Annotated in this window: 21 protein-coding genes; 9 read left to right on the forward strand and 12 right to left on the reverse strand. The window is 72.4% G+C overall.

What is annotated here, in order from left to right; translation table 11 throughout:
- Nucleotides 1-53: 53 nt before the first annotated feature.
- From OG332_RS15760 to OG332_RS15775, 4 genes are all read right to left on the reverse strand, one after another.
- Nucleotides 54-953, reverse strand: a complete 900-nt coding sequence (locus OG332_RS15760) for a homoserine O-succinyltransferase (protein WP_327414076.1) — start codon at nt 951-953, stop codon at nt 54-56.
- Nucleotides 954-1,309: 356 nt separating this feature from the next.
- The gene (locus tag OG332_RS15765; RefSeq protein ID WP_327414077.1) at nt 1,310-2,668 is read right to left on the reverse strand and encodes an aspartate aminotransferase family protein; all 1,359 of its coding nucleotides are present in this window, start codon (nt 2,666-2,668) and stop codon (nt 1,310-1,312) included.
- 42 nt (nt 2,669-2,710) lie between these two features.
- Nucleotides 2,711-4,006 carry a lysine N(6)-hydroxylase/L-ornithine N(5)-oxygenase family protein gene (locus OG332_RS15770; RefSeq protein WP_327414078.1) on the reverse strand — a complete coding sequence of 432 codons (1,296 nt, stop codon included), beginning with the start codon at nt 4,004-4,006 and terminating at the stop codon, nt 2,711-2,713.
- Between the two features lie 469 nt (nt 4,007-4,475).
- On the reverse strand, nt 4,476-5,234 hold the full coding sequence (locus OG332_RS15775; protein WP_327414079.1) for a helix-turn-helix domain-containing protein: 759 nt from the start codon (nt 5,232-5,234) through the stop codon (nt 4,476-4,478).
- Between the two features lie 271 nt (nt 5,235-5,505).
- On the opposite strand from OG332_RS15775, the gene OG332_RS15780 reads away from it, so the two are divergent.
- Both OG332_RS15780 and OG332_RS15785 read left to right on the forward strand, forming a co-directional pair.
- Entirely contained in the window at nt 5,506-7,092 is a 1,587-nt protein-coding gene (locus OG332_RS15780; protein WP_327414080.1) for a beta-ketoacyl-[acyl-carrier-protein] synthase family protein, read from the forward strand.
- 209 nt (nt 7,093-7,301) lie between these two features.
- Nucleotides 7,302-8,609, forward strand: coding sequence for a phosphoribosyltransferase (locus OG332_RS15785; RefSeq protein ID WP_327414081.1), 1,308 nt, complete (start codon nt 7,302-7,304; stop codon nt 8,607-8,609).
- A 21-nt stretch (nt 8,610-8,630) separates the two neighbouring features.
- On the opposite strand, the gene OG332_RS15790 is transcribed toward OG332_RS15785, so the two are convergent.
- Together OG332_RS15790 and OG332_RS15795 are read right to left on the reverse strand one after the other, a co-directional pair.
- On the reverse strand, nt 8,631-8,786 hold the full coding sequence (locus OG332_RS15790; RefSeq protein ID WP_327414082.1) for a hypothetical protein: 156 nt from the start codon (nt 8,784-8,786) through the stop codon (nt 8,631-8,633).
- Nucleotides 8,787-8,788: 2 nt separating this feature from the next.
- Nucleotides 8,789-9,253, reverse strand: a complete 465-nt coding sequence (locus OG332_RS15795; RefSeq protein WP_327414083.1) for a phospholipase — start codon at nt 9,251-9,253, stop codon at nt 8,789-8,791.
- 193 nt (nt 9,254-9,446) lie between these two features.
- Here OG332_RS15795 and OG332_RS15800 point away from each other — a divergent pair, with 193 nt between their 5' ends.
- Nucleotides 9,447-9,929 carry a hypothetical protein gene (locus OG332_RS15800; protein ID WP_327414084.1) on the forward strand — a complete coding sequence of 161 codons (483 nt, stop codon included), beginning with the start codon at nt 9,447-9,449 and terminating at the stop codon, nt 9,927-9,929.
- Between the two features lie 49 nt (nt 9,930-9,978).
- Here OG332_RS15800 and OG332_RS15805 read toward each other — a convergent pair whose 3' ends face one another.
- Nucleotides 9,979-10,743: an alpha/beta fold hydrolase gene (locus OG332_RS15805; protein WP_327414085.1), complete on the reverse strand. Its 765-nt coding sequence runs from the start codon at nt 10,741-10,743 to the stop codon at nt 9,979-9,981.
- Between the two features lie 150 nt (nt 10,744-10,893).
- On the opposite strand from OG332_RS15805, the gene OG332_RS15810 reads away from it, so the two are divergent.
- From OG332_RS15810 to OG332_RS15830, 5 genes are all read left to right on the forward strand, one after another.
- Complete coding sequence (locus OG332_RS15810; protein ID WP_327414086.1) at nt 10,894-11,307, forward strand: GNAT family N-acetyltransferase; 414 nt, start codon at nt 10,894-10,896, stop codon at nt 11,305-11,307.
- A gap of 78 nt (nt 11,308-11,385) precedes the next feature.
- Nucleotides 11,386-12,603 (forward strand): S8 family peptidase, encoded by a 1,218-nt coding sequence (locus tag OG332_RS15815; RefSeq protein ID WP_327414087.1) that lies wholly within the window; start codon nt 11,386-11,388, stop codon nt 12,601-12,603.
- A gap of 227 nt (nt 12,604-12,830) precedes the next feature.
- A complete protein-coding gene (locus OG332_RS15820) occupies nt 12,831-14,123 on the forward strand; it encodes a hypothetical protein (RefSeq protein ID WP_327414088.1) in 1,293 nt (430 codons plus the stop codon).
- A gap of 86 nt (nt 14,124-14,209) precedes the next feature.
- Entirely contained in the window at nt 14,210-15,262 is a 1,053-nt protein-coding gene (locus OG332_RS15825) for a WxL protein peptidoglycan domain-containing protein (protein ID WP_327414089.1), read from the forward strand.
- A 62-nt stretch (nt 15,263-15,324) separates the two neighbouring features.
- Nucleotides 15,325-16,491 carry a hypothetical protein gene (locus tag OG332_RS15830; RefSeq protein WP_327414090.1) on the forward strand — a complete coding sequence of 389 codons (1,167 nt, stop codon included), beginning with the start codon at nt 15,325-15,327 and terminating at the stop codon, nt 16,489-16,491.
- A gap of 36 nt (nt 16,492-16,527) precedes the next feature.
- Here OG332_RS15830 and OG332_RS15835 read toward each other — a convergent pair whose 3' ends face one another.
- The 5 genes from OG332_RS15835 to iolC form a co-directional block, all read right to left on the reverse strand.
- Entirely contained in the window at nt 16,528-16,776 is a 249-nt protein-coding gene (locus OG332_RS15835; RefSeq protein ID WP_327414091.1) for a hypothetical protein, read from the reverse strand.
- A gap of 494 nt (nt 16,777-17,270) precedes the next feature.
- Entirely contained in the window at nt 17,271-18,770 is a 1,500-nt protein-coding gene (locus OG332_RS15840) for a CoA-acylating methylmalonate-semialdehyde dehydrogenase (RefSeq protein ID WP_327414092.1), read from the reverse strand.
- A 12-nt stretch (nt 18,771-18,782) separates the two neighbouring features.
- The gene (gene iolD / locus OG332_RS15845) at nt 18,783-20,657 is read right to left on the reverse strand and encodes a 3D-(3,5/4)-trihydroxycyclohexane-1,2-dione acylhydrolase (decyclizing) (protein ID WP_327414093.1); all 1,875 of its coding nucleotides are present in this window, start codon (nt 20,655-20,657) and stop codon (nt 18,783-18,785) included.
- Nucleotides 20,654-21,577, reverse strand: a complete 924-nt coding sequence (gene iolB, locus OG332_RS15850; protein WP_327419240.1) for a 5-deoxy-glucuronate isomerase — start codon at nt 21,575-21,577, stop codon at nt 20,654-20,656. The genes iolD and iolB overlap by 4 nt, the downstream gene beginning before the upstream one ends.
- A 7-nt stretch (nt 21,578-21,584) precedes the next feature.
- Nucleotides 21,585-22,550, reverse strand: coding sequence for a 5-dehydro-2-deoxygluconokinase (gene iolC / locus OG332_RS15855; RefSeq protein ID WP_327414094.1), 966 nt, complete (start codon nt 22,548-22,550; stop codon nt 21,585-21,587).
- A 49-nt stretch (nt 22,551-22,599) separates the two neighbouring features.
- Here iolC and OG332_RS15860 point away from each other — a divergent pair, with 49 nt between their 5' ends.
- On the forward strand, nt 22,600-23,514 hold the full coding sequence (locus OG332_RS15860) for a sugar phosphate isomerase/epimerase family protein (RefSeq protein ID WP_327414095.1): 915 nt from the start codon (nt 22,600-22,602) through the stop codon (nt 23,512-23,514).
- Nucleotides 23,515-23,532 lie beyond the last annotated feature (18 nt).

Genomic DNA, 23,532 nt, shown 5'->3' on the forward strand with positions numbered 1-23,532 from the left:
GTGCCGGGCCTGCCGGGGCGGCGGCCGGTCTGCCTCGTGAGCCGGGACGGCCGTCAGCGGGCGCCGGCCGCGCGCCGGCCGTGTACGTAGTGGCCGAGCCAGTTCGCGTAGAGCAGCCGCCCGTGGGCGTGCCAGTTGCGGACCGGGGTCCGGGCCGGGTCGTCGCCGGGGTAGTAGCCCGGCGGGACGTGCATGGGAAGGCCCTTGGCGGTGTCGCGCTCGTACTGCTCGCGCAGGGTGTTCCGGTCGTACTCGGGGTGCCCGGAGACGTAGAACTCCCGGCCGTCGCGCCGCCCGGCGACGTAGAAGCCGGTCTCCTGCGCCTGCGCCAGCACTTCGATCTCGGGTTCGGCCTGGAGGTCGGCCAGCAGGGTGCCCGTGTAGCGGGAATGCGGTACGTGGAATTCCTCGTCGAAGCCCGCCAGCAGCGGCGCGTTCTCCTCCACTGCGCGTGTCGCGAAGTTCCCGAACATCTTGGAACCCAGGTGGTGCTTGGAGATTCCGTAGTGGTGGTAGAGGGCGGCCTGCGCGCCCCAGCAGATGTACATCGTGGAGGTGACGTGGGTGCGCGCCCAGTCCATGATCTCGCGCAGCTCGTCCCAGTACGTGACCTCTTCGAAGTCCAGCTCCTCGACCGGCGCCCCGGTCACGATGAGCGCGTCGAAGCGGCGGTCGGCGACCTCGGCGTGCACCTGGTAGTGCTCGTCCAGGTAGGCCTGCGGGGTGCTCTTGGACACGTGCGCCGCGGGCCGCAGCCACGTCGTGCGCACCGGCAGCGGGGAGACCGACAGCAGCCTGAGCAGCTGGGTCTCGGTCACCGGCTTGTTCGGCATGATGTTGAGGACCGCGACGTCGAGGAAGTCCGCGCCGTCCGGGACCTCGTCCAGGACCGGGATGTTCTCCTTGGCCAGCTCGGCCTTGGCGTCGACGGGTGTGGGCAGGATGAGGGGCATCGTCTGGGCTCCGGGTCGGGTGGTACGGGTGGCCGCGGGCCGCGCGGCGGTGGCACGAGGGCCGGGGGCGCGGAAGCGCGCGGGCACGGGAAAGGCGTGGGGCGCGGGGAAGCTGCGGGCGCGCGGAAAGCGTGCGGGCGCGCGGAAAGCGTGCGGGCGCGCGGAAAGCGTGCGGGCGCGCGGAAAGCGTGCGGGCGCGCGGAAAGCGTGCGGGGGCCGGAAGCCGGTTGGCTCCGAGACGTCCGGCCCCCGCACCGGTTCGAGGGGGCCGCACCGGGCCCGGCCGCCGAAGGCGACCGGTCGGCGGCCCAGGGGGTGGGCCCGATGCGGCCCGCGGGCCGAGGCCCGCCCGGCCGTCAGGCGCGGGGCGGGGTCAGCCGGTCGAGGACGCGGTCGAGGACATCGGCCGCGAAGTCGGCCTCCGCTTCGGTGAGGACGAGCGGCGGCAGCAGCCGGACGACGCAGTCGTCGCGGCCGCCGAGTTCGAGGATCAGCCCCTGCGCCAGTGCTTCGGACTGCACCTGCTTGGCCAGGGCGGATCCGCGGGCACCGGTCTCGGGGTCGGTCAGCTCGATGCCCAGCATCAGCCCGCGGCCACGGACGTCGCTCACCCAGGAGCAGCGCTCGCGCAGCGAGTTCAGGCGGGCCATCAGCTGATCGCCGCGGTCCCGTACGTTCTGCAGGATCCCGTCCCGGCGCACCACGCGGACGGCCTCGGCGCCAGTGGCGAAGGCGAGCTGGTTGCCGCGGAAGGTGCCGGAGTGCGCGCCGGGGGCCCAGGTGTCCAGCCGCTCGTGGTACATGATCACGGCGGCCGGCAGTCCCATGCCGCTCAGCGCCTTGGAAGCGACGATGACATCGGGTTCGATGCCGTACTGCTCGAAGGCGAACCACGTCCCGGTGCGACCGCAGCCGGTCTGCACCTCGTCGACGATGAGCGGGATGTCGAGTTCGCGCGTGACCTCGCGGACACGGCGGACGAAGTCGAACTGCGCGGGGATGACGCCGCCCTCGCCCTGCACCAGTTCGAGGATGACCGCGGCCGGCTTGGCGATGCCGCCGTTGGGGTCCTCCAGCGACTTCTCCAGGTAGGTGGCGCAGTTGGTCTCACAGACGTCGGGCCGTATCCCGAGCGGGCAGTCGTGGCACGAGGAGTACGGGAAGAAGTGGACTCCCGGCATTCCGTTGGCGATCGGGCTCTTCTGCTCGACGAGGCCGGTCAGTGCCATGGCCGCATGGGTACTGCCGTGGAAGCCCCCCTGGAAGGAGATGATGTCCCCGCGGCCGGTGTACGTCTTGCAGAGCTTGATGGCGGCGTCGACCGCGTTGGCACCCGTGGGCCCGCAGAACTGGATGCGGGTGGTGCGCTGCATCGACTCGGGCAGCATGCCGAGCTGCTGCTGCGTGAAGTCGTCCTTGGTCTCGGTGGGCAGGTCCAGACCGTGCACGAAGGTCTTCAGCTGCTTCTCGGCAACGGCGACCAGGTCCGGGTGGCCGTGTCCCAGGGAGAGCACGCCCGCGCCGGCGAGGCAGTCCAGGAAGACGTTGCCGTCCACGTCCTCGATCAGGCTGCCCTCGGCCCGGGCTACCGCGAACGGCAGCCGGCGCGGATAGCTGCGGGCGTTGGACTCCCTGTCCGCCTGGCGTTTGAGCAGCTCGGTGCTGCGGGGGCCGGGGATCTCGGTGGAGATCCGGGGCTGGGTCAGCGAAGGCATCTGTCTGGTGTCTTTCGTCAAGGAGGGGTGGCGGCGGACGGGTCAGGCGCCGGCCGGGACGAGAGTGCGCTTGTGGATGGCGTCCAGCAGCGTCTGGGCGCGCAGCGAGAGCAGGCTGAAGGAGCCCGCGTCCCCGATGCCGTGGGAGGACTCGCACAAGCCGTTCAGGAAGAGCGGCGGAGTGCCGGCGTACGCCTCCGCGGCCTCCAGGGCGTAGTCCGCGCTCACGCGCAGGGCCCCGGACTCCTCGGTCAGGAAGCGGTCCGCCACGTCCTTGAGGACTCGCGGGTAGAGCTCCTGGTGCTCGCCCGGGCCGAGGTCGCGGAAACCGGTCGCGACGACGACGAGGTCGAAGGAGTCCGTCTCCACGGCGCCCGTGTTGAGCTCGCGCAGCTCCAGGACGGCCTTGCCGTCCTGCTCGGCGGCGGCCACGGCCTGGATGTTGCCGTCGACGAACACCTTCTGCTCGCCGTCCAGCCGCTGCTCGTACATGAGCAGGTACAGCTCCTTGAGGACGTCGCCGTCCACCGAGGAGTAGTTGGTGGCGTGCATGTAGGCATCCAGCCGGCGCCGCGCCTCGGGCGGGACCTGGTGGTAGTACTCCGTGAAAGCGGGGAAGTAGCCCTCCTCGCTGAACGGGCTGGTGTCCTTCAGACGCAGGCTGAAGGACCGCACCAGGTTGCGGACGCGGGCGTCGGGGAACCGGCGGGCCAGGTCCAGGGTCAGCTCGGCAGCGCTCTGGCTGCCGCCGATCACGGCCACGGACCGGGGCGCGCGGTCGGACGTGAACTCCTGCAGCCTGAACAGGTAGTCGGTGAGGTGGAAGATGCGCCGGCTGCCGGCGGTGTCGAACGGGGCCGGGACGTACGGGGTGCGGCCGGGAGCCACCACCAGGGACCGGCCCAGGTACGTCTCACCGGTCTGCGCGGTCACGGCGTACAGCGACTCGCCGTCCTGCTCCACCACACGGACCTCTTCGGCCCGGCAGCCGTAGTCGACGACGTGGCCGAACTGGCGGGCCACCCACGTGATGTAGCGGGCGTACTCCTTGCGGAGCGGGAACTCGATCGGCAGGTTGAGGTGCTCCAGCAGCCGGCCGTTCTCGTGCAGGTAGTTGAGGAACGAGTAGCGGCTGCGCGGGTTGCGCAGGGAGACCAGGTCGCGCGAGGGGTGGTTCTGGATGTCGGACCCGTCCAGCAGCATGCCCGGCTGCCACGCCGGCTCCGTCCGCGCTTCCAGGAAGCGGGCGCTGAGGCCCGTCCCCTGCTCCTCCAGTGCGATGGCCAGAGCCAGATTGGCAGGGCCGAAGCCGATGCCGACGACGTCATGAATGATCACGTGTTTGCCTTCTGATATGAGGCCGCCCGCCCCTTCTCCGAATGCGCTGCAGAGTTGCGCGACCAAGGCTCGGCGACGGAATACCCGATCAGAATTCCATCGCGCAGCATCAAAGGAAAAGGGATGAAAACGAGGGAACGACAGGCGACTACCCCGAATGCTTGGAGGCGGGAGCAGCTGCACTGCCCGGCGTATGCGAAGAATCCAAGACCCTTCGGGGCTTACGCCGCTCTCGCACGACAGAAACATTGACAGCGGGTCGAGATTCAGTCAAGCGGCAATAAATTGCCGCCCCGATGAAATCACCGGCAATTTTCTGCCGGTCCTTACGGACTACCACCGACATCGTCGACCGAGGAGAGTGCGGCAAATATTTGCCGCTGTACAGGGGTATGGCCCCGTGACAAAGTGAGGCCCCAGACCCTCCGAAGAGGGCCCGGGGCCGGTATGCGCTTACAGGGGGGCGGAGTTATGAGTCGACGGAGGGATGCGGCACGTCGGCCGCACTGCGGGGGACGACCATCACGCAGCGCAGACCCTGACTGTACGGCGGCACGAGCACCTGGGACGTGACGACCAGTTCCTCGGCGGAGACATGGGGGAGCGAGAGCCGGAAAAGGTGGCCGTGGCGATACGCCACGACACGCGTCCGCCCGTCCCAGATCTCCCGCACCTCGGGAATGCGCAGGCATTCTTCGGCCAGCGTGACCAATTCCGCATCATCAGGATTGCCGACCAGGGCGAAACGCAGCAATGCGAGGTAGATCTCGACCTGCGCACGCCAGTCGACGAACTGCTCGCGCGCCTCGGGCATGGTGAGCGCCCAGCGGATCAGGTTGGCGCCGGGCTCGGTGACCCACGGGAACCACTCGGCCATCAGCCGGTTGTGGCCGAGGATGTTCCAGGCGCGGTCGGTCAGGTAGGCGGGCATGGACGTCTGCGCCTCGACAACCTGCACGAGCGTGGACACGGGGTCCACCGGATCAGGGCCGCCCGACACCCCGAAGGACGTCCCTCCGAGGGCCTGGCTGTACAGCACCATGCGTTCGTCCGGGCCGAGCACCAGGGCCTCGGCCAGCCGTCCGAGCACTTCCGGAGTGAGCGAGACGGCCGCTCCGCTCTCCAGGCTGCGGTACCAGCGCTCACTGACGCCCATCCGCTGGGCGATCTCGGTCTGCGGCAGAGCCCTGTCGCGCCGCAGCTTGGCACCCGCCTCGCTCCGCCACACACGGAGAAGGCCCGGGAGCCCTGTCGACGAAGTCTGCAAATCGGACATAAATCCAATAACCGCCTACATGCTGAACATTGCGAAAATTCGCGCCCTCTTGCATGAATGCAAGCAATCTTCATCGTACACATAACCCGAACAGCCCTCGGGTCGCCCTCCGGCTCGGCATGGAGATTTTATACGGCCTTAACTGATATTCCTTTTCGTGCAGTAATTAAAGTGTTTGTCTAGGCGTCACTGTTCCCTGCATCCAGAGAAAGCCATCGCAGTCATGAGCCTGTCGGCTACACCAGCCCCGTCCCTTGTCCGCCCGGTTCCTCGCGCCGACGAGACCCCGGAGTCGCAGACCTGCCGGCAGGAACTGCCCGAAAGCTTCCGGGACGGCGACCTGGCCACGGTGCTGTGCGCCTCCGGCTCCCGGATCGTCGAGCGGGCGTACACCCGCCGCTGGGGTGTGTGGCACGAGGGACTGGACCGGCAGGGGGGCCGGCCCCTGTCCGACGCCGAGTTGCGGGGCAGCGCCGACGAGGACAGCACAGTGGTCCGCTTCACGCCGCGTCCGACGAACGCTCCGCAGCCCCGCTCACCGCGCCGCGTGGTCGTCACCGGGCTCGGCGCGGTCAGCCCGCTCGGCGTGGGCGCGGCCGACATGTGGCAGGGGCTGATGCAGGGGCGCAGCGGTGTACGGGCCCTGGAGGGACCGGAATTCGCCGACCTCCCGGTGCGCATCGCCGCCACCGTGACGGCCGACCCCACGCAATGGATCCCGCCGGCCCGGGCCCGCCGGATGAACCGGGCCTCCCAGTTCGCGGTGCTCGCCGCCCGGGAGGCTTGGCAGGACGCCGGCTTCGACCCGGCCGGCACCGCGGCCAGCGGCCTCGATCCCGAGCGGGTCGGGGTGTCGATCGGGACCATCATCGGGGGCGCGCCCGTCCTCGTGGACGGCGACCGGAGACTGCGCGAGCGTGGCGCGCGCGCCGTGCCCCCGCTCACCGCGCCGATGGCCATCCCGTCCCAGGCGGCCGCGCAGATCGCCATCTGCCTGGCCATCACCGGCGAGGCCCGGACGGTGGTGAGTGCGTGCGCCTCGGGGACGGAGGCGATCGGGCAGGTCATCGACCGCATCCGGTACGGCCATGTGGACGTGGCGCTGGCGGGCGGCACGGAGGCCGTGATCACCCCTGCGGTGATGGCCTCGTTCTCCGCGATGCGGGCCCTGTCGACGCGGAACGACGAACCGGGTTACGCCTCACGCCCGTTCGCCAAGGACCGGGACGGTTTCGTGCACGGCGAGGGGGCCGGCCTGCTCGTCCTGGAGGCGGAGGAGCACGCGCTGGCGCGCGGCGCCCGCATCTACGCCGAGGCCGCGGGCTGGGGGCTCTCGGCCGACGCGCACCACATCGCCAGCCCGGACCCTTCGGGCAAGGGGGTTGCCCTGGCGCTGCGCCGCGCCCTCACCGACGCCGAGGCCCACCCGGTGGACGTGGTCCACGTCAACGCACACGCCACGGCCACCGTGGAAGGAGACCTGGCGGAGGCGACGGCCCTGCGCGGCGTGCTCGAGGGCTCGGGGGCGTATCCGCCCGTCCCCGTCACCTCGGTCAAGGGCAACCTCGGGCACCTCCAGGGTGCGGCGGGCGGAGTGGAGGCCATCGCGGCAGTGCTGACCCTGCACCACCGCCTCATCCCGCCCACCCTCGGCTGCGACGACCTCGACGACGCGATCGGCCTGGACGTGGTGCGGCCGGTGCCGAGAGCACTGCCCTCCGCGGGGGACCTGGTCCTGAGCAACTCCTTCGGCTTCGGCGGCCACAACGCCGTGCTGGCGCTGCGCCGCTACGGAGCGGGGGCTGCCTGAGCGTGGGCCGGCCGAGCAGGGGCCGGCTGCGTCCACGATGACCGTGGCACGCGCCGGCCCGACTCCCCGATGAGGTTCGTTCCTGCAGGTCAGGGGTACGTCGACGCCGTTCACACCCGGCACCGACTTGCGGGCGGGCCGTGGATGGGGTTGCGTCGAAGTAGGCGTGTGCGTGGTTTCCGTCTCCCCTTGTTTGGGGGTGAACCCCCATGCTGTTCACCCATCGCACGGACGCGGGAGAGCGTCTCGCCGAGGCGCTCCGTCACCTGCAGGGGGAGGATCCCGTCGTCCTGGGCCTGCCCCGCGGCGGAGTCCCGGTGGCCTTCCAGGTGGCGCGGGCACTCGGTGCCCCGCTCGATGTGATCGTGGTCCGCAAGCTCGGCGTCCCCTACCACCGGGAGCTGGGCTTCGGCGCCATCGGCGAGGGCGGCGTGCGCGTCATCAGCGAGGACATCGTCCGCAGCAGCCGGGTCCGGCCGCAGGACCTCGCCGCGGTCGAGCACGCCGAGGAGGCCGAGCTGGCCCGGCAGGCGCGCAGGTTCCGCGGCGACCGGCCGCGGGTGGCCCTCGCCGGCCGCACGGTGATCGTGGTCGACGACGGGATCGCCACCGGGGCCACGGCCGCGGCCGCCTGCGAGGTCGTACGGGCGCAGGGCGCGGCCCGGGTGGTACTGGCCGTTCCGGTGGCGCCGCCGGACGCGGTCGCCCGGCTGCGCACCGAGGCCGACGAAGTGGTGTGCCTCTCCACACCGCGCGCCTTCCGCGCCGTCGGCGAGTGGTACGCGGACTTCTCCCAGACCCCCGACGAGGAGGTCGTCGCCCTGCTGACGCGGGCGGCGGCCGGTCCCGGCCAGGGCCAGGCATCCGGCCCGGCCGCCCGGGCCGCCGCGGTCGAGGTGGACGCCGGCGGCCTCACCCTGGCCGGGGACCTCACCCTGCCGGAGGGCGCCGGGGCGGTCGTGGTGTTCGCCCACGGCTCGGGCAGCAGCCGGCGCAGCCCGCGCAACCGCGCGGTGGCGGCGGAGCTGAACCGGGCGGGGCTCGGCACCCTGCTCTTCGACCTCCTCACACCCGCCGAGGAGGCCGACCGGGCCAACGTCTTCGACATCGAGCCCCTGGCCGGCCGGCTCACGGAGGCCACCCGCTGGCTGCGGCTCCACGTGCCCCTCCCGGTCGGCTACTTCGGGGCGAGCACCGGAGCCGCGGCGGCGCTGTGGGCCGCGGCGGACGCCCCGGACGCCGGTGCGAACGCCGCAATCGGCGCCGTGGTCTCCCGCGGCGGCCGCCCCGACCTCGCCGGCCCGCGGCTCGCCGCCGTACGGGCGCCCACGCTCCTCGTGGTGGGCGGCCGGGACGCGACGGTGCTCGACCTCAACCGCGGGGCCCAGCGCGAACTGCGCTGCGAGAACCGGCTGGAGATCGTCCCGGGGGCCACCCACCTCTTCGAGGAGCCGGGAGCCCTGGACGAGGTGGCCGCCCTGGCCCGGGACTGGTTCGTCCGGCACCTGGTGCGGTGACAGGCGCCCGCCCGGGCCGCGTCAGCCGAAGCGGCCCTCGACGCAGTCCGCCGTGCGAGGGTCGGAGGGGGCGGAGAACATGGCAGGGGTGGGGCCGTGTTCGACGATCTGGCCGGGGGTGCCCTGCTCGGCCGGGAAGAAGGCGCACTGGTCGCAGACGCGGGCCGCCTGCGGCATCCCTACGGGATCCCGAGGAGCCTGACCGCCTGGTAGTACGTCCACGCGGTGCCCTCGCAGGAGCTCTTGCGGCTGCCCGGGTACTGCGCGCAGACCCGCTTCATGTCCGCGAGGAACGCCTCGTCCAGCCGGGCCTTGGCGGCCGGAAACAGCCCTGCCGCCCGGTGGTTGCGGTAGCCGAAGTCGTGCCGGTCGCAGGCCGTGGCGAAGGGGAAGCCGAAGGGGTTGTCCGGGGAGGAGGTGCAGTGGTCGGTCGACCAGTCGAAGCCGTACGCGGCCCACGCGCCCCGGTGCTCGCGCGCGTCGGCCCACACCTGGTAGCTGGCGGCGCTGGGCTGTGTCCAGCGGCTGAGCACGAGCGGTTTGTCGGCCGGGGCCTCCGGTGCGGCCCAGGCGGCCGGCGCGAGGGCGAGCACCGCGGTGGCGGCGGTGGCGGCGAGAGCGGGGACGAGGCGGCGACGGCGCATGGAAGGTCCTCGGGGCCGGGGCGGACGGATCACCTCCGGCCAACTCCCGCGGACGCCGCCCGGTTACTGCGCGGCGGTCGGACCCGAACCGGTGCCACTCCCAGGTATGAGACCGGATAAGACTTCCGGCCCACGCGCGGTTCGTCCTGCGGAGGGACGCGCGCGGGGCACCTCCCGGCCGAGACTGGACGGCATGAACCGCCGCCCGCTCGTCGTCGCCGCCGCCACGGTGGGAGTCCTCGCCACCGCGGCCTTCGCCCTGCCCAACCTGCCGCCCAACCCCGTGACCGACAGGATCGACCAGCAGGTGTTCAAGGAGAAGGGCCGGCGTTTCGCGACCGCCGCCGATGCGCCCCCGCGCGCGCAGTCCGGGTTCGCGCTGCCGTCCTGGATACCCCGGGACGCCACCGACGTCCGTATACGGATGCGCACCGACGGCGAGGCCCGGATGATCCGGTTCACCCTCGGCGCGACGCCGCTCGGCGGCCCGCAGTGCAGCGCGGGCACACCGAAGCAGCTGGGCGCCCCGGACCTGCACGCCCGGTGGTGGCCGGGCAGCCTCCGGGCCGGGGTGCGGTCCGAGTGCCGGGACGCCCACCAGTACCAGGTCGCCGTGCGCGGCAAGCGCGTCTACGCCTGGACCGACGGCACCCCGTCCCCGGGCGGCGGGAACTAGCGGCCGTGTCCGGGCGGTCTTCGCGAGCCCGGAAAGGGACGGCCCGGCCTCAGGCCAGCGCCGTCGCGGTGGCGCGGGCGAAGCCGTCGGGGTTGTCCAGCATGATGTTGTGCCCGCAGTCGGGGACGGACACCACGGCGACGCCGGCCGCCTCCAGGACCTCGGCGCCGGGAAGCGGTCCGTCCGCCTCCGGCAGCAGGTAGGTGCGCGGAACCTTCAACTCCAGCAGCAGCTCACGCATGGTGGGCGTGGTGCCCGCCGCGAGGTGGACGGCCGAGCGGTGGAGGGCCGTCCGGCCGGCGAGGCGCATCGTGGACCACCAGTGCGCGCCGACCCGGTCACGCACCTCGGCCCAGCCGCCTGCCAGGAACTCCTCCTCCGTGTAGGCGGCGATCCCGCTGCTCCCGGGCGCCGCGGGACCGGACGGAACGGGATCCAGGTTGGCGTCGACGAGCACCAGCCGGGAGACCAGGTGGGGATGGCGGTCGGCGAGCACGATCGCCACGGCTCCGCCCATGCTGTGGGCGATCAGCTCGGCGCCCGCCACCCCGGCCGCGCCGAGGGCGGCCGCCAGGGCGTCGGCGTGCGCCTCCAGGGTGTAACCGAACCCCTCGGGCCGGTCGCTGTGCCCGTGGCCCAGCAGATCGACCAGCAGGGAGCGCCGCCCCGCCAGGAGCGGATGCGTGGCGCTCGCCGCGAAGTAGGCCGGCGAGGTGGAGCCGAGCCCGTGCACGTACACCCGGGCCGGCTCCTCCCCCGGCAGCTCGACCCAGCGGATCCGGTCGTCCTCCGCGGTGACGACGGCACTTCTCACGAGTTCCCCCTCAGTCGTTCGACGGACGATCAGGCCCGTGCCGTGACCGTAACCCGCCCCGCGCTCGTCCGGTCGGGAGTTTTTGGCGGTCCGCCACGCCGCGGCGGACTTCGGCTCACCATCCGTCATGCGCGCATTATCGTGGCCGGCATGGACATCCGCCGGGCCCTCACCCCCGCCGAGCTCGCCGCCGCCGAATCCCTCTTCGACGGGCCCGCCCGCGAGGAGTGGTCCGAGCGCTTCCTCGCCGCCCCGGGGCACGTGATGCTCATCGCCTACGTCGACGCAGTGCCCGCCGGGATGGTCTCCGGCATCGAGATGAGCCACCCCGACAAGGGCACCGAGATGTGCCTGTACGAACTGTCCGTGGACGAGGGGTACCGTCGCCGCGGGATCGGCCGCGCCCTGACGCTGGCCCTCGCCGACGAGGCGAAGGCCCGCGGCTGTTACGGCATGTGGGTGGGGGTCGACACCGACAACGAGGCCGCCCTGGCCACCTACGACGCCGCCGGCGCCCGCGACGAGGGCGTCTTCTCGATGCGCGGCTGGCCCCTCACCCCGTAGCCCGCACGGCGGCGTGTCGTGCGCCCACTCGGCGCACCCTCCGCGCGCCCGCGCCGCCGCTCGCCGAGCATCGGCCGCATGACCGCATTCGTCCCGCTCCTGCCCGCCGCCGTCGCACTCCTCGCGGCGGCCACCACGGCCGCCGCCCTGCCGCCGCACCCGTCCTCCGCGGCCCGTTCCTCCGCCGAAGCCGCCGTCGCCCCCTACGTCGTCGTCCTCAAGGACACCAGCTCGCGCGCCCCGACCCGCGCCCTGGCCGCCGAGGCAGCGGACTCCGGTGACGAGGTCGGGCCGGTCTACGATGCCGTCCTCGACGGCTTCGCCGTCCGCACCAGCGCCGCGCGGGCCGCCGCCCTGGCCGCCGACCCCCGGGTGGCCTCCGTGGAGCCGGACGCGGAGTTCCACACGAGCGCCGGCGACACCGCCCCCGCCGGCACGCAGCCCCAGGCCCAGGCGCACGCACCCTGGCCGCTGGACCGCATCGACCAGCGCGAGCTCCCGCTCGACGGCTCGTACACGTACTCCACCAGGGCCGAGGGCGTCACCGTCTACATCGTCGACACCGGGATCAACACCCTCCACGAGGAGTTCGGCGGCCGTGCCCGGTTCGGCTACAACGCGGTGTTCCTCGGGAGCTCCCGCGACTGCAACGGCCACGGCACGCACGTCGCGGCGACCGTGGGCGGAGAGACGTACGGGGTCGCGAAGGGGGTCTCGCTCGTCGGGGTGAAGGTGGCCGACTGCCGCGGTTCCGGGAGCCTGTCGTCCATCCTCAAGGGCCTCGACTGGGTGGTGAAGGACGCAGCGAAGGCCCCGGGGACCCCGGCGGTGGCCAACATGAGCATGGGCGGCACCCCCAGCTACGCCCTCGACGCGGCGGTGATCCGGGCCGTGGCCTCCGGGATCACCTTCACCGTGGCCGCGGGCAACGACGGCAAGGACGCCTGCGGGGGATCGCCCGCCTCGGTCCCGCAGGCCATCACGGTCGGCGCGACCGACGCCGGCGACCGGCGCGCGCCGTTCTCCAGCCACGGCCCCTGTGTGGACCTCTCGGCCCCCGGCGTGGGCGTCACCTCGGCCTGGAAGGACTCCGCCACCGCCACCGCCCGCGCCTCCGGCACCTCGATGGCCGCCCCGCACGTGGCGGGGGTCGCCGCGCTCGTCCTGGCGCGCGGCAGCGCACGCACCCCGGCGCAGGTGACCGAGGCGCTGCTGCACAGCGCCGTGCCCGACCGGATCACCGCGCTCCCGGCCGGCACCCCCAACCTGCTGCTCCACCTCCCCACCGACCGCTAGACCCCGCGCACCCCGGCACCCCGGCACCCCGGCACCCCGACCAGTCGGTATCCGATGGGCCATCAGACTCTCCCTGATGGCCCATCAATTTCTGTGTGCTTCGGGCGAAAGCAAGTCATTGACTTCTCATCACCGTGACGCGTCAATATCGGCCACCGCACCGGCTCGGCCTCCCCCACACAGCGGGTGGGGGGAGGGGTTCGTCATGACGAAGGAGTCGCGACCCAGTGAGTACGAGAACGCATCGACGAAGAGTGCTGGCCGGGGCGGGAGCCCTGTCTCTGGCCCTGACGGGCGGCGTGGTGGGCCTGGCAGGCTCCGCGCAGGCCGCGACGAAGACCACCGCCGTCTTCGAGAACTGCGACGCCCCGGCGCCGCAGCCCGACGGCTCGGGCAACCAGAACTGGACGGTCACCCTGCCCGACGGCGCCAAGGCCGGCGACGTCGTCCCGATCACGATCGACCCGGGCGCGAGCCCGCTGATCCCCGGGTTCTCCGTCACCACGGTGAACACGTCCAAGATCACCCTCAAGGTCGGGACGACCACCCAGGTGGTCACCAGCCCTCCCGAGACCGTCAGCGTCGTGGCCGGGCAGCCGCTCGACCCCAAGGCGTTCTCCGGAACGATCAGGATCCCGGACGGCACCGAGGGCACCACGGTCAACGTCGCCCTCGACCTGGCGGTGACCGACGCGGACCTCTCCGGTTCGGTCTTCACCACCACCTGTACCCCGGCGCCCCGCCCGAGCGCCTCGCTCGGCTCGGTCGTGGTCGAGGCCCTGCCCAAGGACCCGATCACGACGAAGCTGACGCCCAACAGCGGCCCGGCGGGCCAGGAGGTCGTCGTCAGCGGCGCCAACATGCCGCCCGGCCCCGTGACCTGCTCCGCCCTGCTCGGGGGCGCGCCGACCGGTGACAACGGCAACGGCACGGCGGACGCCGCCGGTGTGGCCACGTGCACCCTCACGGTCACCAAGAAGGCCGACGCGATCAAGATCAACGGTGCGACCACCTCCAAGCCCTTCGTGTTCGTGGAGGAGCAGGCCGGCGTCAAGAACCCGGTCGACGTCGAGGTCCTCCCCGGACCGCTGGCCCTCGGCCCGAAGGACGGCCAGCCGGCCGTCAGCTTCGGCTCGGTCACCATCAACGGCAAGGCCCAGTCGGTGGTCGGCGTCTTCAACGCCGCGACCGTCCAGGACTTCCGCGGCGGCTCGCTCGGCTGGGACGTGACGGCGACGCGTACGCCGTTCCTGAACCAGGCCACCGGCCACTCGATGGCGAAGGCGCAGATCGGCATCCAGCCGTCCTGCACCGTGACCAACCCGGACAGCCCGAGCACCTGCACCGCGGGCACGCCCGGCGCGATCTCCGACGTCCCGATGAAGGTGGCCTCCCAGGCCGCCGGCGGGGACGAGCTGACCGGAGGTGAGTTCGCCGTCGGCGGCGCCGGGATGATCCAGCTCCCGCCCTTCATGTTCGCCGACACCTACCAGACGGTCGTGACCTTCTCGATCGCCTGACCCGTACGGCCCGCTCCTCCAGGGTGGTGCGGCGCTCCGGCGCCGCACCACCCCTTTCCCCTTCCGGCGCCGACTGGAGACCGCCCATGCGCACCCGCAGCAGTACGCGTAGCCGCACCCGCACCTCTCTGCACGGGCTGCTCCTCGGCCTGCTGCTCCTGGGCACGGGCCTGCTCCCGGCCACCGCGGCGAGGGCCGCGGACAACGGCACCTGGGGGGTCTTCCCCACGCCCGCGGCCGGTGCGGCGATGACCGACCGGGCGTACTTCTTCCACCAGGGCGCGGCCGGAACCGCCCTGGCCGACAGCGTGACGATCCTGAACTCCTCCGACAAGGACCTGACGTTCCAGATCTTCGCCACCGACGCGGTGAACACCCCGGCGGGCGGCGCCTTCGCGCTGCTGCCGGTGGAGACGAGGCCCAAGGACGTCGGCGCGTGGATCGCGCTGCCGCCGGAGACCGCGGGCACCGTCACCGTGCCGGCCAAGGGCCGCAAGGACATCCCGTTCACCGTGAAGGTCCCGGCGGACGCGACGCCCGGTGACCACGTCGGCGGGATCGTCGCCCTGAACACCGCCGTGGAGGGCGTGCAGCAGGAGGGCAAGGTCCAGGTCGGGGTGAAGCGCTCGGTGGGCGCCCGGCTGTACTTCCGGGTGCCGGGGCCGCTGACTCCGGGGCTGAGCGTGGAGGACGTGCGGATCAGCCGGTCGGCGCCGCTGCTGCCCTGGGTCAAGGACGCCCGCGCCACGGTCTCGTACACGCTGGTCAACCGGGGCAACATGGTCGTCGAGCCCAAGGTGACGGTCTCCGCCGAGGGCCTCTTCGGGCGCGACGTGCTGGACCGGCCGGCCCGCGAGCTGAAGCTGACCCTGCTGCCGGGCCAGCGGATCGAGCTGACCGAGCCCTGGCCGGACGCCCCCCAGTCCGACTGGGTGACCGTCAGGATCACGGCGGGAGCGACCGCCCACCCCGATCTGGTCTCGCGGTCCGAGACCGACTTCATCGCCGTCCCCTGGCCGGCCGTGGGCCTGTTCCTGGTGCTGGCGGGCGCCGGGGTCACCCTGTGGGTGCTGCGCCGCCGGCGCCGCGCGGAACACGAACAGGTGGAACCCGCCCCGGACTTGGCTCAGGCGCTCTGACCGGCGAAGGTGTCCTCGGGTGACGGTATTCGGCCATCACCCTGGGCGGGGAGGCACCTTCGATGGAACGACAGCACGGCGACGCGGCCAAGGGCACGGGTCTGCTGACCCGCATCGAGCGCGCGCTGGGCACCGGCACCGCCGTCTACCTTCCGGGCGACGGCTGGATCCGGCTCACCCTCCCGCTCGACGACGGCGGCCCGGCCCCCGTCACGGTCGACGTGATCGCGGACACGACACGGGCGCCGCGGGGGATCGCGTACCTGCTGCCCGGCGGCGGGCTGAACTTCGCGGCCGACTTCTTCACCCCGGGCGGCCCGGACGACCACAACCTCGCCCACGAACTGCGCCGCCGCGGCCTGCTCGTCGTCGGGGTCACCCCGCGCGAGGACGCCGCGGCCGCCGCGGACATCACCGCCGAGTGGGGGCTCGCGGCACACCGCCGGGACCTGGCCCGGGTGGTGGGCGCGCTGGACTCCGTACTGCGGCTGCCCTACCAGTACGCCGGGCACTCCGCAGGAGCCGCCCTCGCCCTGGACGCGGCCTCGCACGACACCTCGCCGCGGCTGCGCCGGGTCGTGGCTCTGGACACGACCGGGCCGTACACGGGCGATCCGGCGCTGCGGGCGGCCGATACACGCGACGCGTACGCCACCCAGCTCGCGCAGGGCGTCCACGTCGTCGATCCGGGACTCACGGCCGTGATCGCCAAGGCGGTGGCCGATCCGGACGGCGTCTCCCCGGCGCCCTGGCCGCCGGACCCGACCCGGCGCTTCACCCACGCCGGGCTCGCCCACTTCGCACTGATCCGCACGGCCGCCCTCCCGGGACCGGCGAACTGGATCTACGCCCAGGGCCACAGCGCCGGGACCTACGCCTTCGGCGCCAGCCCCGCCGAGGACCGCTGCACGCTGACCCGCACCCCGCTGGCCACCTGGCACGCGGCGACCGCCGCCCTCGGCAGCGGCCTCCTGCCGACGGCCCTGCTGCGGGATCTCGCCGCGGTCTGGGCGGGCGACGACGCCACGTACCGGATCGCCTGGGACCGCATCGCCGCCGAGGTCGTCTGGGTCAACACCGAGCTGGGCCGCGGCGACCACCCCCGCGGCGCGGAACTGATCCGCGCGTCCGGCAACGACCGCGTCGCCTTCACGGTGGTCCCGGGCTACGGCCACGGCGACGCCGTCTGGAGCACGAACGCGGCGACGGACGTCTGGTCGCTGCTCTGACGTCACCCGGGATCCGGAGGACGACGCCTTCTTCGGCTACCGCATCTCGATGACGCCGAAGATCACGCCCACGACTCCTGCCACCGACCCCACCATGGTCCAGTAGCGCGTGCTCGTCCACGACCACGCACGGGAGGGAGGACCCGCCTCGTTCCGAGCCGCGCCGCCGGCCTGCGGGTTGGCTGTCGTCAGCGTCACCGGCGAGTTGTCCCCGACGTTGATGTTGATGATCTGCGCGGCATGACAGTGCGGCTCGGGAACCCGAGAGCCTTCGTCGGCCTGCATGTCGTCCCTCCTTGAGACGGTCCACGGCCGCCGTCTTCGAAAGAGGGGACTCGCTCGGTGGAACGTCCCAACCTCAACGAAGACAGACGGTTGTCTGCCCTGCACACAGCGCCCGCTTGCTGTGCCGCTCCGGGGGGAGCGTTTCGTTGAGGTCGTCAGCGAACCCGACCGATCAAGCCTTCTCGGGCACCTCACCCTTCGTGAGGTCATCGGGCCCGAAAGTGGACCCGGCACGGCGGCTTTGTCTTCCGCGCTCGGGTCGATCAGACCCGGGCGCTTCCATTCGACCGCCGTTTCGCCAAAGAGACTACAACCGGCCAATTCACCAAACAACTGCCCAGTTCACGGCCCTGATCGAGGCTCAGAACAGCGGCAGCTCGCCGGCTGGACGGGCCCACTCGAGCAGGCAGCAGGCCGGGGACGGCAGAACCCCCGGCCGGTGGGCTGGCCGGGGGCTGCGTCGGGGCGAGTCGGAACCGCGGAGCGGGCAGGGGTCAGTGGTTGCGGGGGAAGCCCAGGTCCACGCCGGCCGGCGCGTCCGAGGGGTCCGGCCAGCGGGTCGTGACGACCTTGCCGCGCGTGTAGAAGTGGATGCCGTCGTTGCCGTAGATGTGGTGGTCGCCGAAGAGCGAGTCCTTCCAGCCACCGAAGGAGTGGTAGCCCACCGGCACCGGGATCGGGACGTTGACGCCGACCATGCCCGCCTGGATCTCCAGCTGGAAGCGGCGGGCGGCGCCGCCGTCGCGGGTGAAGATCGCGGTGCCGTTGCCGAACGGCGAGGCGTTGATGAGGTCCACGCCCTCCTCGTAGGTCTCCGTGCGCAGCACGCACAGCACCGGACCGAAGATCTCGTCGCGGTAGGCGTCGGAGTCGGTGTTCACGTTGTCGAGCAGGGAGAGGCCGATCCAGTGGCCGTTCTCGTTGCCCTCGACGGTGTAGCCGGTGCCGTCCAGGACCACGTCGGCGCCCTGGGCGGCCGCGCCCTTGACGTACGAGGCGACCTTGTCGCGGTGGGCGGCCGTGATGAGCGGGCCCATCTCGGAGGTCGGGTCGTTGCCGGGGCCGATCTTGATCTTCTCGGCGCGCTCGCGGATCTTGTCGACGAGGGTGTCGGCGATGGAGCCGACGGCCACGACGGCGGAGATCGCCATGCAGCGCTCACCGGCCGAGCCGTAGGCGGCGGAGACCGCCGCGTCGGCGGCCGCGTCCAGGTCGGCGTCCGGGAGCACCAGCATGTGGTTCTTGGCGCCGCCGAGCGCCTGGACGCGCTTGCCGTTGGCGGAGGCGGTGGTGTGGATGTGGCGGGCGATCGGGGTCGAGCCGACGAAGGAGACGGCCGAGATGTCGGGGTGCGCCAGGAGCGCGTCCACGGCCACCTTGTCACCGTGCACGACGTTCAGCACGCCCGTCGGCAGACCCGCCTCGCTCATCAGCTCGGCGAGCTTGTTGGCGGCGGAGGGGTCCTTCTCGCTCGGCTTGAGGATGAAGGTGTTTCCGCAGGCCACGGCCAGCGGGAACATCCACATCGGGACCATCGCCGGGAAGTTGAACGGGGTGATGCCCGCGACCACGCCCAGCGGCTGGCGGATGGAGGAGACGTCCACGCGGCTGGAGACCGACGTGGAGAGCTCGCCCTTGAGCTGGGTGGTGATCCCGCAGGCCAGCTCGACGATCTCCAGGCCGCGCGCGACCTCGCCCAACGCGTCCGAGTGGACCTTGCCGTGCTCGGCGGTGATCAGCTCGGCGATGGCGTCGCGGTTGGCGTCCAGCAGGGCGCGGTAGGCGAACAGCACCTTGGTGCGGGCGGCCAGCGAGGACTGGCCCCAGGTCTGGAAGGCCTCCTTCGCCACCTGTACCGCCGCGTCGACCTCTTCGGCCGAGGCGAGCGCGACCTGCGTGGTGACCTCGCCGGTGGCCGGGTCGGTGACCGGGCCGTAGTTGCCCGACGCGCCCTCGACGGTCTTGCCACCGATCCAGTGGTTGACGGTCTTCATTGCCTTGCTCCTTCACAGATGGCGACGTCGCTGCGCGGCTTGCCGGTCGTACTCTTCACGGGCCTGGGCCGCCGCCTTGCGGGTCGCGGTCTCGGCCACAGGAACATCCCACCACGCCTGTGCCGGGGGTGGGCCCGACACAGTGTCGGGCGTTCGGGTCTGTGTGTAGACACATGTGGGGCGCGTCGCCGAGCGGGCCTCGGCGAGGGCTTCGCGCAGGTCACGTACGGTGCGGGCGCGGATCACGGCCATCCCGAGGGAGGCCGCGTTGGCGGCGAGGTCTACCGGAAGGGGGTCCCCCGTGTAGGAGGCGTCGGCCACCCGGAAGCGGTATCCGGTGCCGAAGCCCTCGCCGCCCACCGCCCCCGACAGGCCGCCGATGGAGGCGTAGCCGTGGTTGTCGAGGATGACCACCTTGATCGGGACGCCCTCCTGGACGGCCGTGACGATCTCGGTCGGATTCATCAGGTACGTCCCGTCGCCGACCAGCGCCCACACGGGCCGGCCGGGTGCGGCCAGTGCCACCCCGATGGCGGCCGGGATCTCGTAGCCCATGCAGGAGTACCCGTACTCCAGGTGGTACTGGTCCGCCGACCGGGCCCGCCACAGCTTGTGCAGGTCGCCGGGGAGCGATCCGGCCGCGTTGATCAGGACGTCGGTCCCGTCGACCAGCCGGTCGAGCAGCCCGAGCACCTGGGCCTGGGTGGGCGGGAGGTCCTCGTCTGGGGCGCAGACGGCGTACGCGTGGTCGACGCGGCGCTCCCAGGCGCTCTTGCGCTCTGCGTACGCCGTCTCGTAGGCGGGATCCACCCGGTACCCGGCGACCGCCTCCCGGAGCTCGTCGAGCCCCTCGCGCGCGTCGGCGACCAGCGGCCGGGCGGCGAGCTTGTGGGCGTCGTACGGGTCCAGGTTGAGGCCGATGAACCGGACGGCCGGATTCTGGAACAGGGTCGCGGAGGCGGTGGTGAAATCGGTCAGCCGGGTCCCCGCGGCGATGACCAGATCGGCCTCCCGGGCCAGCTCGTCGGCGGTGGCCGTCCCGGTGTGGCCGATCCCGCCCACCTCGGCGCGGTGGTCGTACGGGAGCACGCCCTTGCCGGCCTGCGTGACGGCGACCGGGATCCCGGTGGCGTCGGCGAACGCGGCCAGGGCCGCCTGGGCCTCGCTGTGCCGGATCCCGCCGCCGGCGACGATCAGGGGGCGCGCGGAGCCCCGTACGGCCTCGGCGGCCGCGGCGAGCTCGGCGCGGTCGGGCCGTGGCCGCCGTACGCCCCACACGCGCTCGGCGAAGAACTCCTCGGGCCAGTCGTGGGCCTCCGCCTGCACGTCCTGCGGCAGCGCCAGGGTGACCGCGCCGGTCTGGACGGGGTCGGTGAGCACCCGTACGGCCTGCAGGGCGGCCGGGATCAGGGCCTCGGGGCGGGTGATCCGGTCGAAGTGGCGGGAGACGGGCCGCAGCGCGTCGTTGACGGAGAGGTCCCCGGCGTACGGGACCTCCAGCTGCTGGAGCACCGGATCGGCGGGCCGGGTCGCGAAGACGTCCCCGGGGAGCAGGAGCACCGGGATCCGGTTGATCGTGGCGAGGGCGGCGCCGGTGACGAGGTTGGTGGCACCGGGCCCGATGGAGGTGGTGACGGCGTGCGCGGAGAGCCGGCCGCGCTGGCGGGCGTACCCGACGGCCGCGTGCACCATGGCCTGCTCGTTGCGCCCCTGGAGGAAGGGCATGGCGTCCGGGCCTGCCTCCAGCAGGGCCTGCCCGATGCCGGCGACGTTCCCGTGCCCGAAGATGCCCCAGGTGGCGGCGATCAGGCGCTGCCTGCGGCCGTCGCGCTCGGTGTACTGGCGGGCCAGGAAGCGTACGAGCGCCTGGGCGACGGTGAGCCTCACCGGGGTGCCTCCTCGGAGGGGAAGGGGAGCCGGGGGTCGATGTCCTGGCCGTCCCAGCTGCCGCGGATCCAGCCGTGGTCGGGGTGGTCCCGGATCAGCCACTCCCGGGTCTCGCCCGGCCCGGCCATCACGTTCAGGTAGTACATGTCGTGCCCGGGGGCGGCGATGGACGGCCCGTGCCAGCCGTCGGGGATCAGTACGGCGTCCCCGGTCCTCACCTCGGTGAGGATGTCGGTCTTCCCGGCGGGGGAGGGCGAGACCCGCTGGTAGCCGAGCCCGGGGGTGTCCCCGTGCGGGGCGATCTCGAAGTAGTAGATCTCCTCCAGGCGGGACTCCTCGCCGGGGTGGTGCTCGTCGTGCTTGTGGGGCGGGTACGAGGACCAGTTCCCGCCGGGGGTCAGCACCTCGACGGCGATCAGCCGGTCGGCGGGGAATGCCCCGGCGGCGGCGAAGTTGTTGACCTGCCGCGAGCACTGACCCGCGCCGCGCAGCTCGACGGGTACGTCTGCGGCCCGGCTGTACCGTGCGGGGAGCCGGTTGTCGCACCGGGCCCCCGCGAGCGCGAACCGCCCTCCCTCTGCCGAGGTGATGTCGGCGCGGCTGTCGCGCGGTAGGTAAACGAAGTCACTGACCCCGTCGAACACCCCGCGCCGCCCCTGTAGTTCGAAGACCTGCGGCTCCGCTGCGGGGGCGGAGCCCCGATCTTGTCGCTCATCCGACGCTTGGGGCCCGGGGTGCGGGGCGGAGCCCCGGTCGTGAAGCCTCGCCGGCGATTGAGGCGCGGGGTCCGGGGCGGAGCCCCAGGAGCGGACCTCGCACGCGCCCGCGAGCGGGAGCACGATCCACTCCGATTCCCCGCACTCATGCGCGTACACCTCCCCCGGCGCCAGGTCGAGGACGACCAGCCTCGTCCAGGACATCCCCCACTCAGACACCACCGGCACGCCCCAGCACCTCCTCCACCTCGTGCGGGTACGGCATGGCCGACGAGCACACCAGCCGCGAGGCGACGATCGCCCCCGCCGCGTTCGCGAAACGGATGACCCGCTCCAGCTCCCACCCCGCCAACAGCCCATGGCACAGCGCCCCGCCGAACGCGTCCCCGGCACCCAGCCCGTTGACCACGTCGACGACCACCGGAGGGATCTCCGCCACCGTCCCGTCGCGGTGGACCGCCAGCACGCCTTCCGGGCCCCGTTTGACCACCGCCAGTTCCACCCCGGCGGCGAGCAGCGCCCGCGCCGCCGCGTACGGATCGGACTCGCCCGTGGCGATCTCGCACTCCTCGGCGTTCCCGACGGCCACCGTCGCCCACGCCAGCGCCCGCTCGTAGTACGGCCCGGGTTTCTCGCGCCACAGCATCGGCCGCCAGTCCAGGTCGAACACCGTCGTCCCCGTCCGGGCCCTGGCCTCCAGCGCCGCCAGCGTCGCCGCCCGCGAGGGCTCCTCGCTCAGGCCCGTGCCCGTCATCCAGAACACGCGGGCCGCCCGTACCGCCTCCAGGTCCACCTCATCCGGGGCGATCTCCAGGTCCGGGGCCTTCGGCAGCCGGTAGAAGTACAGCGGGAACCGGTCCGGCGGGAAGATCTCGCAGAAGGTGATCGGCGTGGGCAGGCCCGCGACCTCGGTCGCCCACCGGTCGTCCACCCCGAACCCCCGCAGCTCGGAGCGCAGGTACCCGCCGAAGGGGTCCGCGCCGGTACGGGTGATCACCGCCACCCGCCGTCCCAGCCGGGCGGCCGCGACGGCCACGTTGGCCGGGGAGCCGCCCAGGAACTTCCCGAAGGTCTCCGCCTCGGCCAGTGGTACGCCGGTCGTCAACGGGTAGAGATCCACCCCGATCCGGCCCATCGTGATCAGGTCGAACGCGAACGGATCGCCGGTGCCGGTCACAGTCAGTCCTCCCACTCGTCTGCCTCGTCTCCCGCCTAAGGTGGCCGCTATGACGTCCTCCCCGCCCGCGTTGACCCGTATCCGCATCGGTTCGGCTCCGGACTCCTGGGGTGTCTGGTTTCCCGACGACCCCCGGCAGACCCCTTGGGAACGTTTCCTCGACGAGGTCGCCGACGCGGGGTACGAGTGGATCGAGCTCGGCCCCTACGGCTATCTGCCCACCGATCCCGCCCGACTCGCCGAGGAAACGGCCAAGCGCGGGCTGCGGGTCTCGGCCGGAACCGTCTTCACCGGACTCCATCACGGGCCCGCCGTGTGGGAGGACACCTGGGAGCACGTGTCGCGGATCGCAGCGCTCACCCAGGCCATGGGCGCGGCCCATCTCGTCGTCATCCCCTCCTTCTGGCGGGACGACAAGACCGGGGAGGTGCTCGAGGACCGCGTCCTCACCCCGGACCAATGGCGTGAACTGACCTCCCAGACCGAGCGGCTGGGCCGGGAGGTCCAGGACCGGTACGGTCTGCGGATCGTCGTCCACCCGCACGCCGACACCCACATCGACACCCCCGAGAACGTGGCCCGCTTCCTGGACGCGACCGATCCCGGCCTCGTCTCGCTCTGTCTGGACACCGGGCACTACGCGTACTGCGGCGGCGACAGCGTCCGGGCGATCGAAACCTTCGCCGAGCGGATCGGCTACCTCCACCTCAAGCAGGTCGACCCACGGATCCTCGCCGAAGTCCTCGCGGAGGAACTGCCCTTCGGGCCGGCCGTGGGCCGCGGGGTGATGTGCGAACCGCCGTCGGGGGTGCCCGCGCTGGAACCCGTACTGGCGGCGGCCCAGCGGCTGGGCGTGGACCTGTTCGCGATCGTGGAGCAGGACATGTACCCCTGTCCGCCCGACCGGCCGCTGCCGATCGCCCGGCGCACCCGCTCCTACCTGCGCTCCTGCGGCGCCCGCTGACCACCCGGAGGGAACACG

The organism is Streptomyces sp. NBC_01233, from assembly GCF_035989305.1.
Lineage (GTDB): Bacteria > Actinomycetota > Actinomycetes > Streptomycetales > Streptomycetaceae > Streptomyces.

Bases quoted from the DNA above. Each gene is read 5' to 3' on its own strand.
- OG332_RS15760 (WP_327414076.1), bottom strand. From the start codon at position 953: ATGCCCCTCATCCTGCCCACACCCGTCGACGCCAAGGCCGAGCTGGCC.
- OG332_RS15765 (WP_327414077.1), bottom strand. From the start codon at position 2,668: ATGCCTTCGCTGACCCAGCCCCGGATCTCCACCGAGATCCCCGGCCCC.
- OG332_RS15780 (WP_327414080.1), top strand. From the start codon at position 5,506: ATGAGCCTGTCGGCTACACCAGCCCCGTCCCTTGTCCGCCCGGTTCCT.
- OG332_RS15785 (WP_327414081.1), top strand. From the start codon at position 7,302: ATGCTGTTCACCCATCGCACGGACGCGGGAGAGCGTCTCGCCGAGGCG.
- OG332_RS15790 (WP_327414082.1), bottom strand. From the start codon at position 8,786: ATGCCGCAGGCGGCCCGCGTCTGCGACCAGTGCGCCTTCTTCCCGGCC.
- OG332_RS15795 (WP_327414083.1), bottom strand. From the start codon at position 9,253: ATGCGCCGTCGCCGCCTCGTCCCCGCTCTCGCCGCCACCGCCGCCACC.
- OG332_RS15800 (WP_327414084.1), top strand. From the start codon at position 9,447: ATGAACCGCCGCCCGCTCGTCGTCGCCGCCGCCACGGTGGGAGTCCTC.
- OG332_RS15810 (WP_327414086.1), top strand. From the start codon at position 10,894: ATGGACATCCGCCGGGCCCTCACCCCCGCCGAGCTCGCCGCCGCCGAA.
- OG332_RS15815 (WP_327414087.1), top strand. From the start codon at position 11,386: ATGACCGCATTCGTCCCGCTCCTGCCCGCCGCCGTCGCACTCCTCGCG.
- OG332_RS15825 (WP_327414089.1), top strand. From the start codon at position 14,210: ATGCGCACCCGCAGCAGTACGCGTAGCCGCACCCGCACCTCTCTGCAC.
- OG332_RS15830 (WP_327414090.1), top strand. From the start codon at position 15,325: ATGGAACGACAGCACGGCGACGCGGCCAAGGGCACGGGTCTGCTGACC.
- OG332_RS15835 (WP_327414091.1), bottom strand. From the start codon at position 16,776: ATGCAGGCCGACGAAGGCTCTCGGGTTCCCGAGCCGCACTGTCATGCC.
- OG332_RS15840 (WP_327414092.1), bottom strand. From the start codon at position 18,770: ATGAAGACCGTCAACCACTGGATCGGTGGCAAGACCGTCGAGGGCGCG.
- iolB (WP_327419240.1), bottom strand. From the start codon at position 21,577: ATGTCCTGGACGAGGCTGGTCGTCCTCGACCTGGCGCCGGGGGAGGTG.
- OG332_RS15860 (WP_327414095.1), top strand. From the start codon at position 22,600: ATGACGTCCTCCCCGCCCGCGTTGACCCGTATCCGCATCGGTTCGGCT.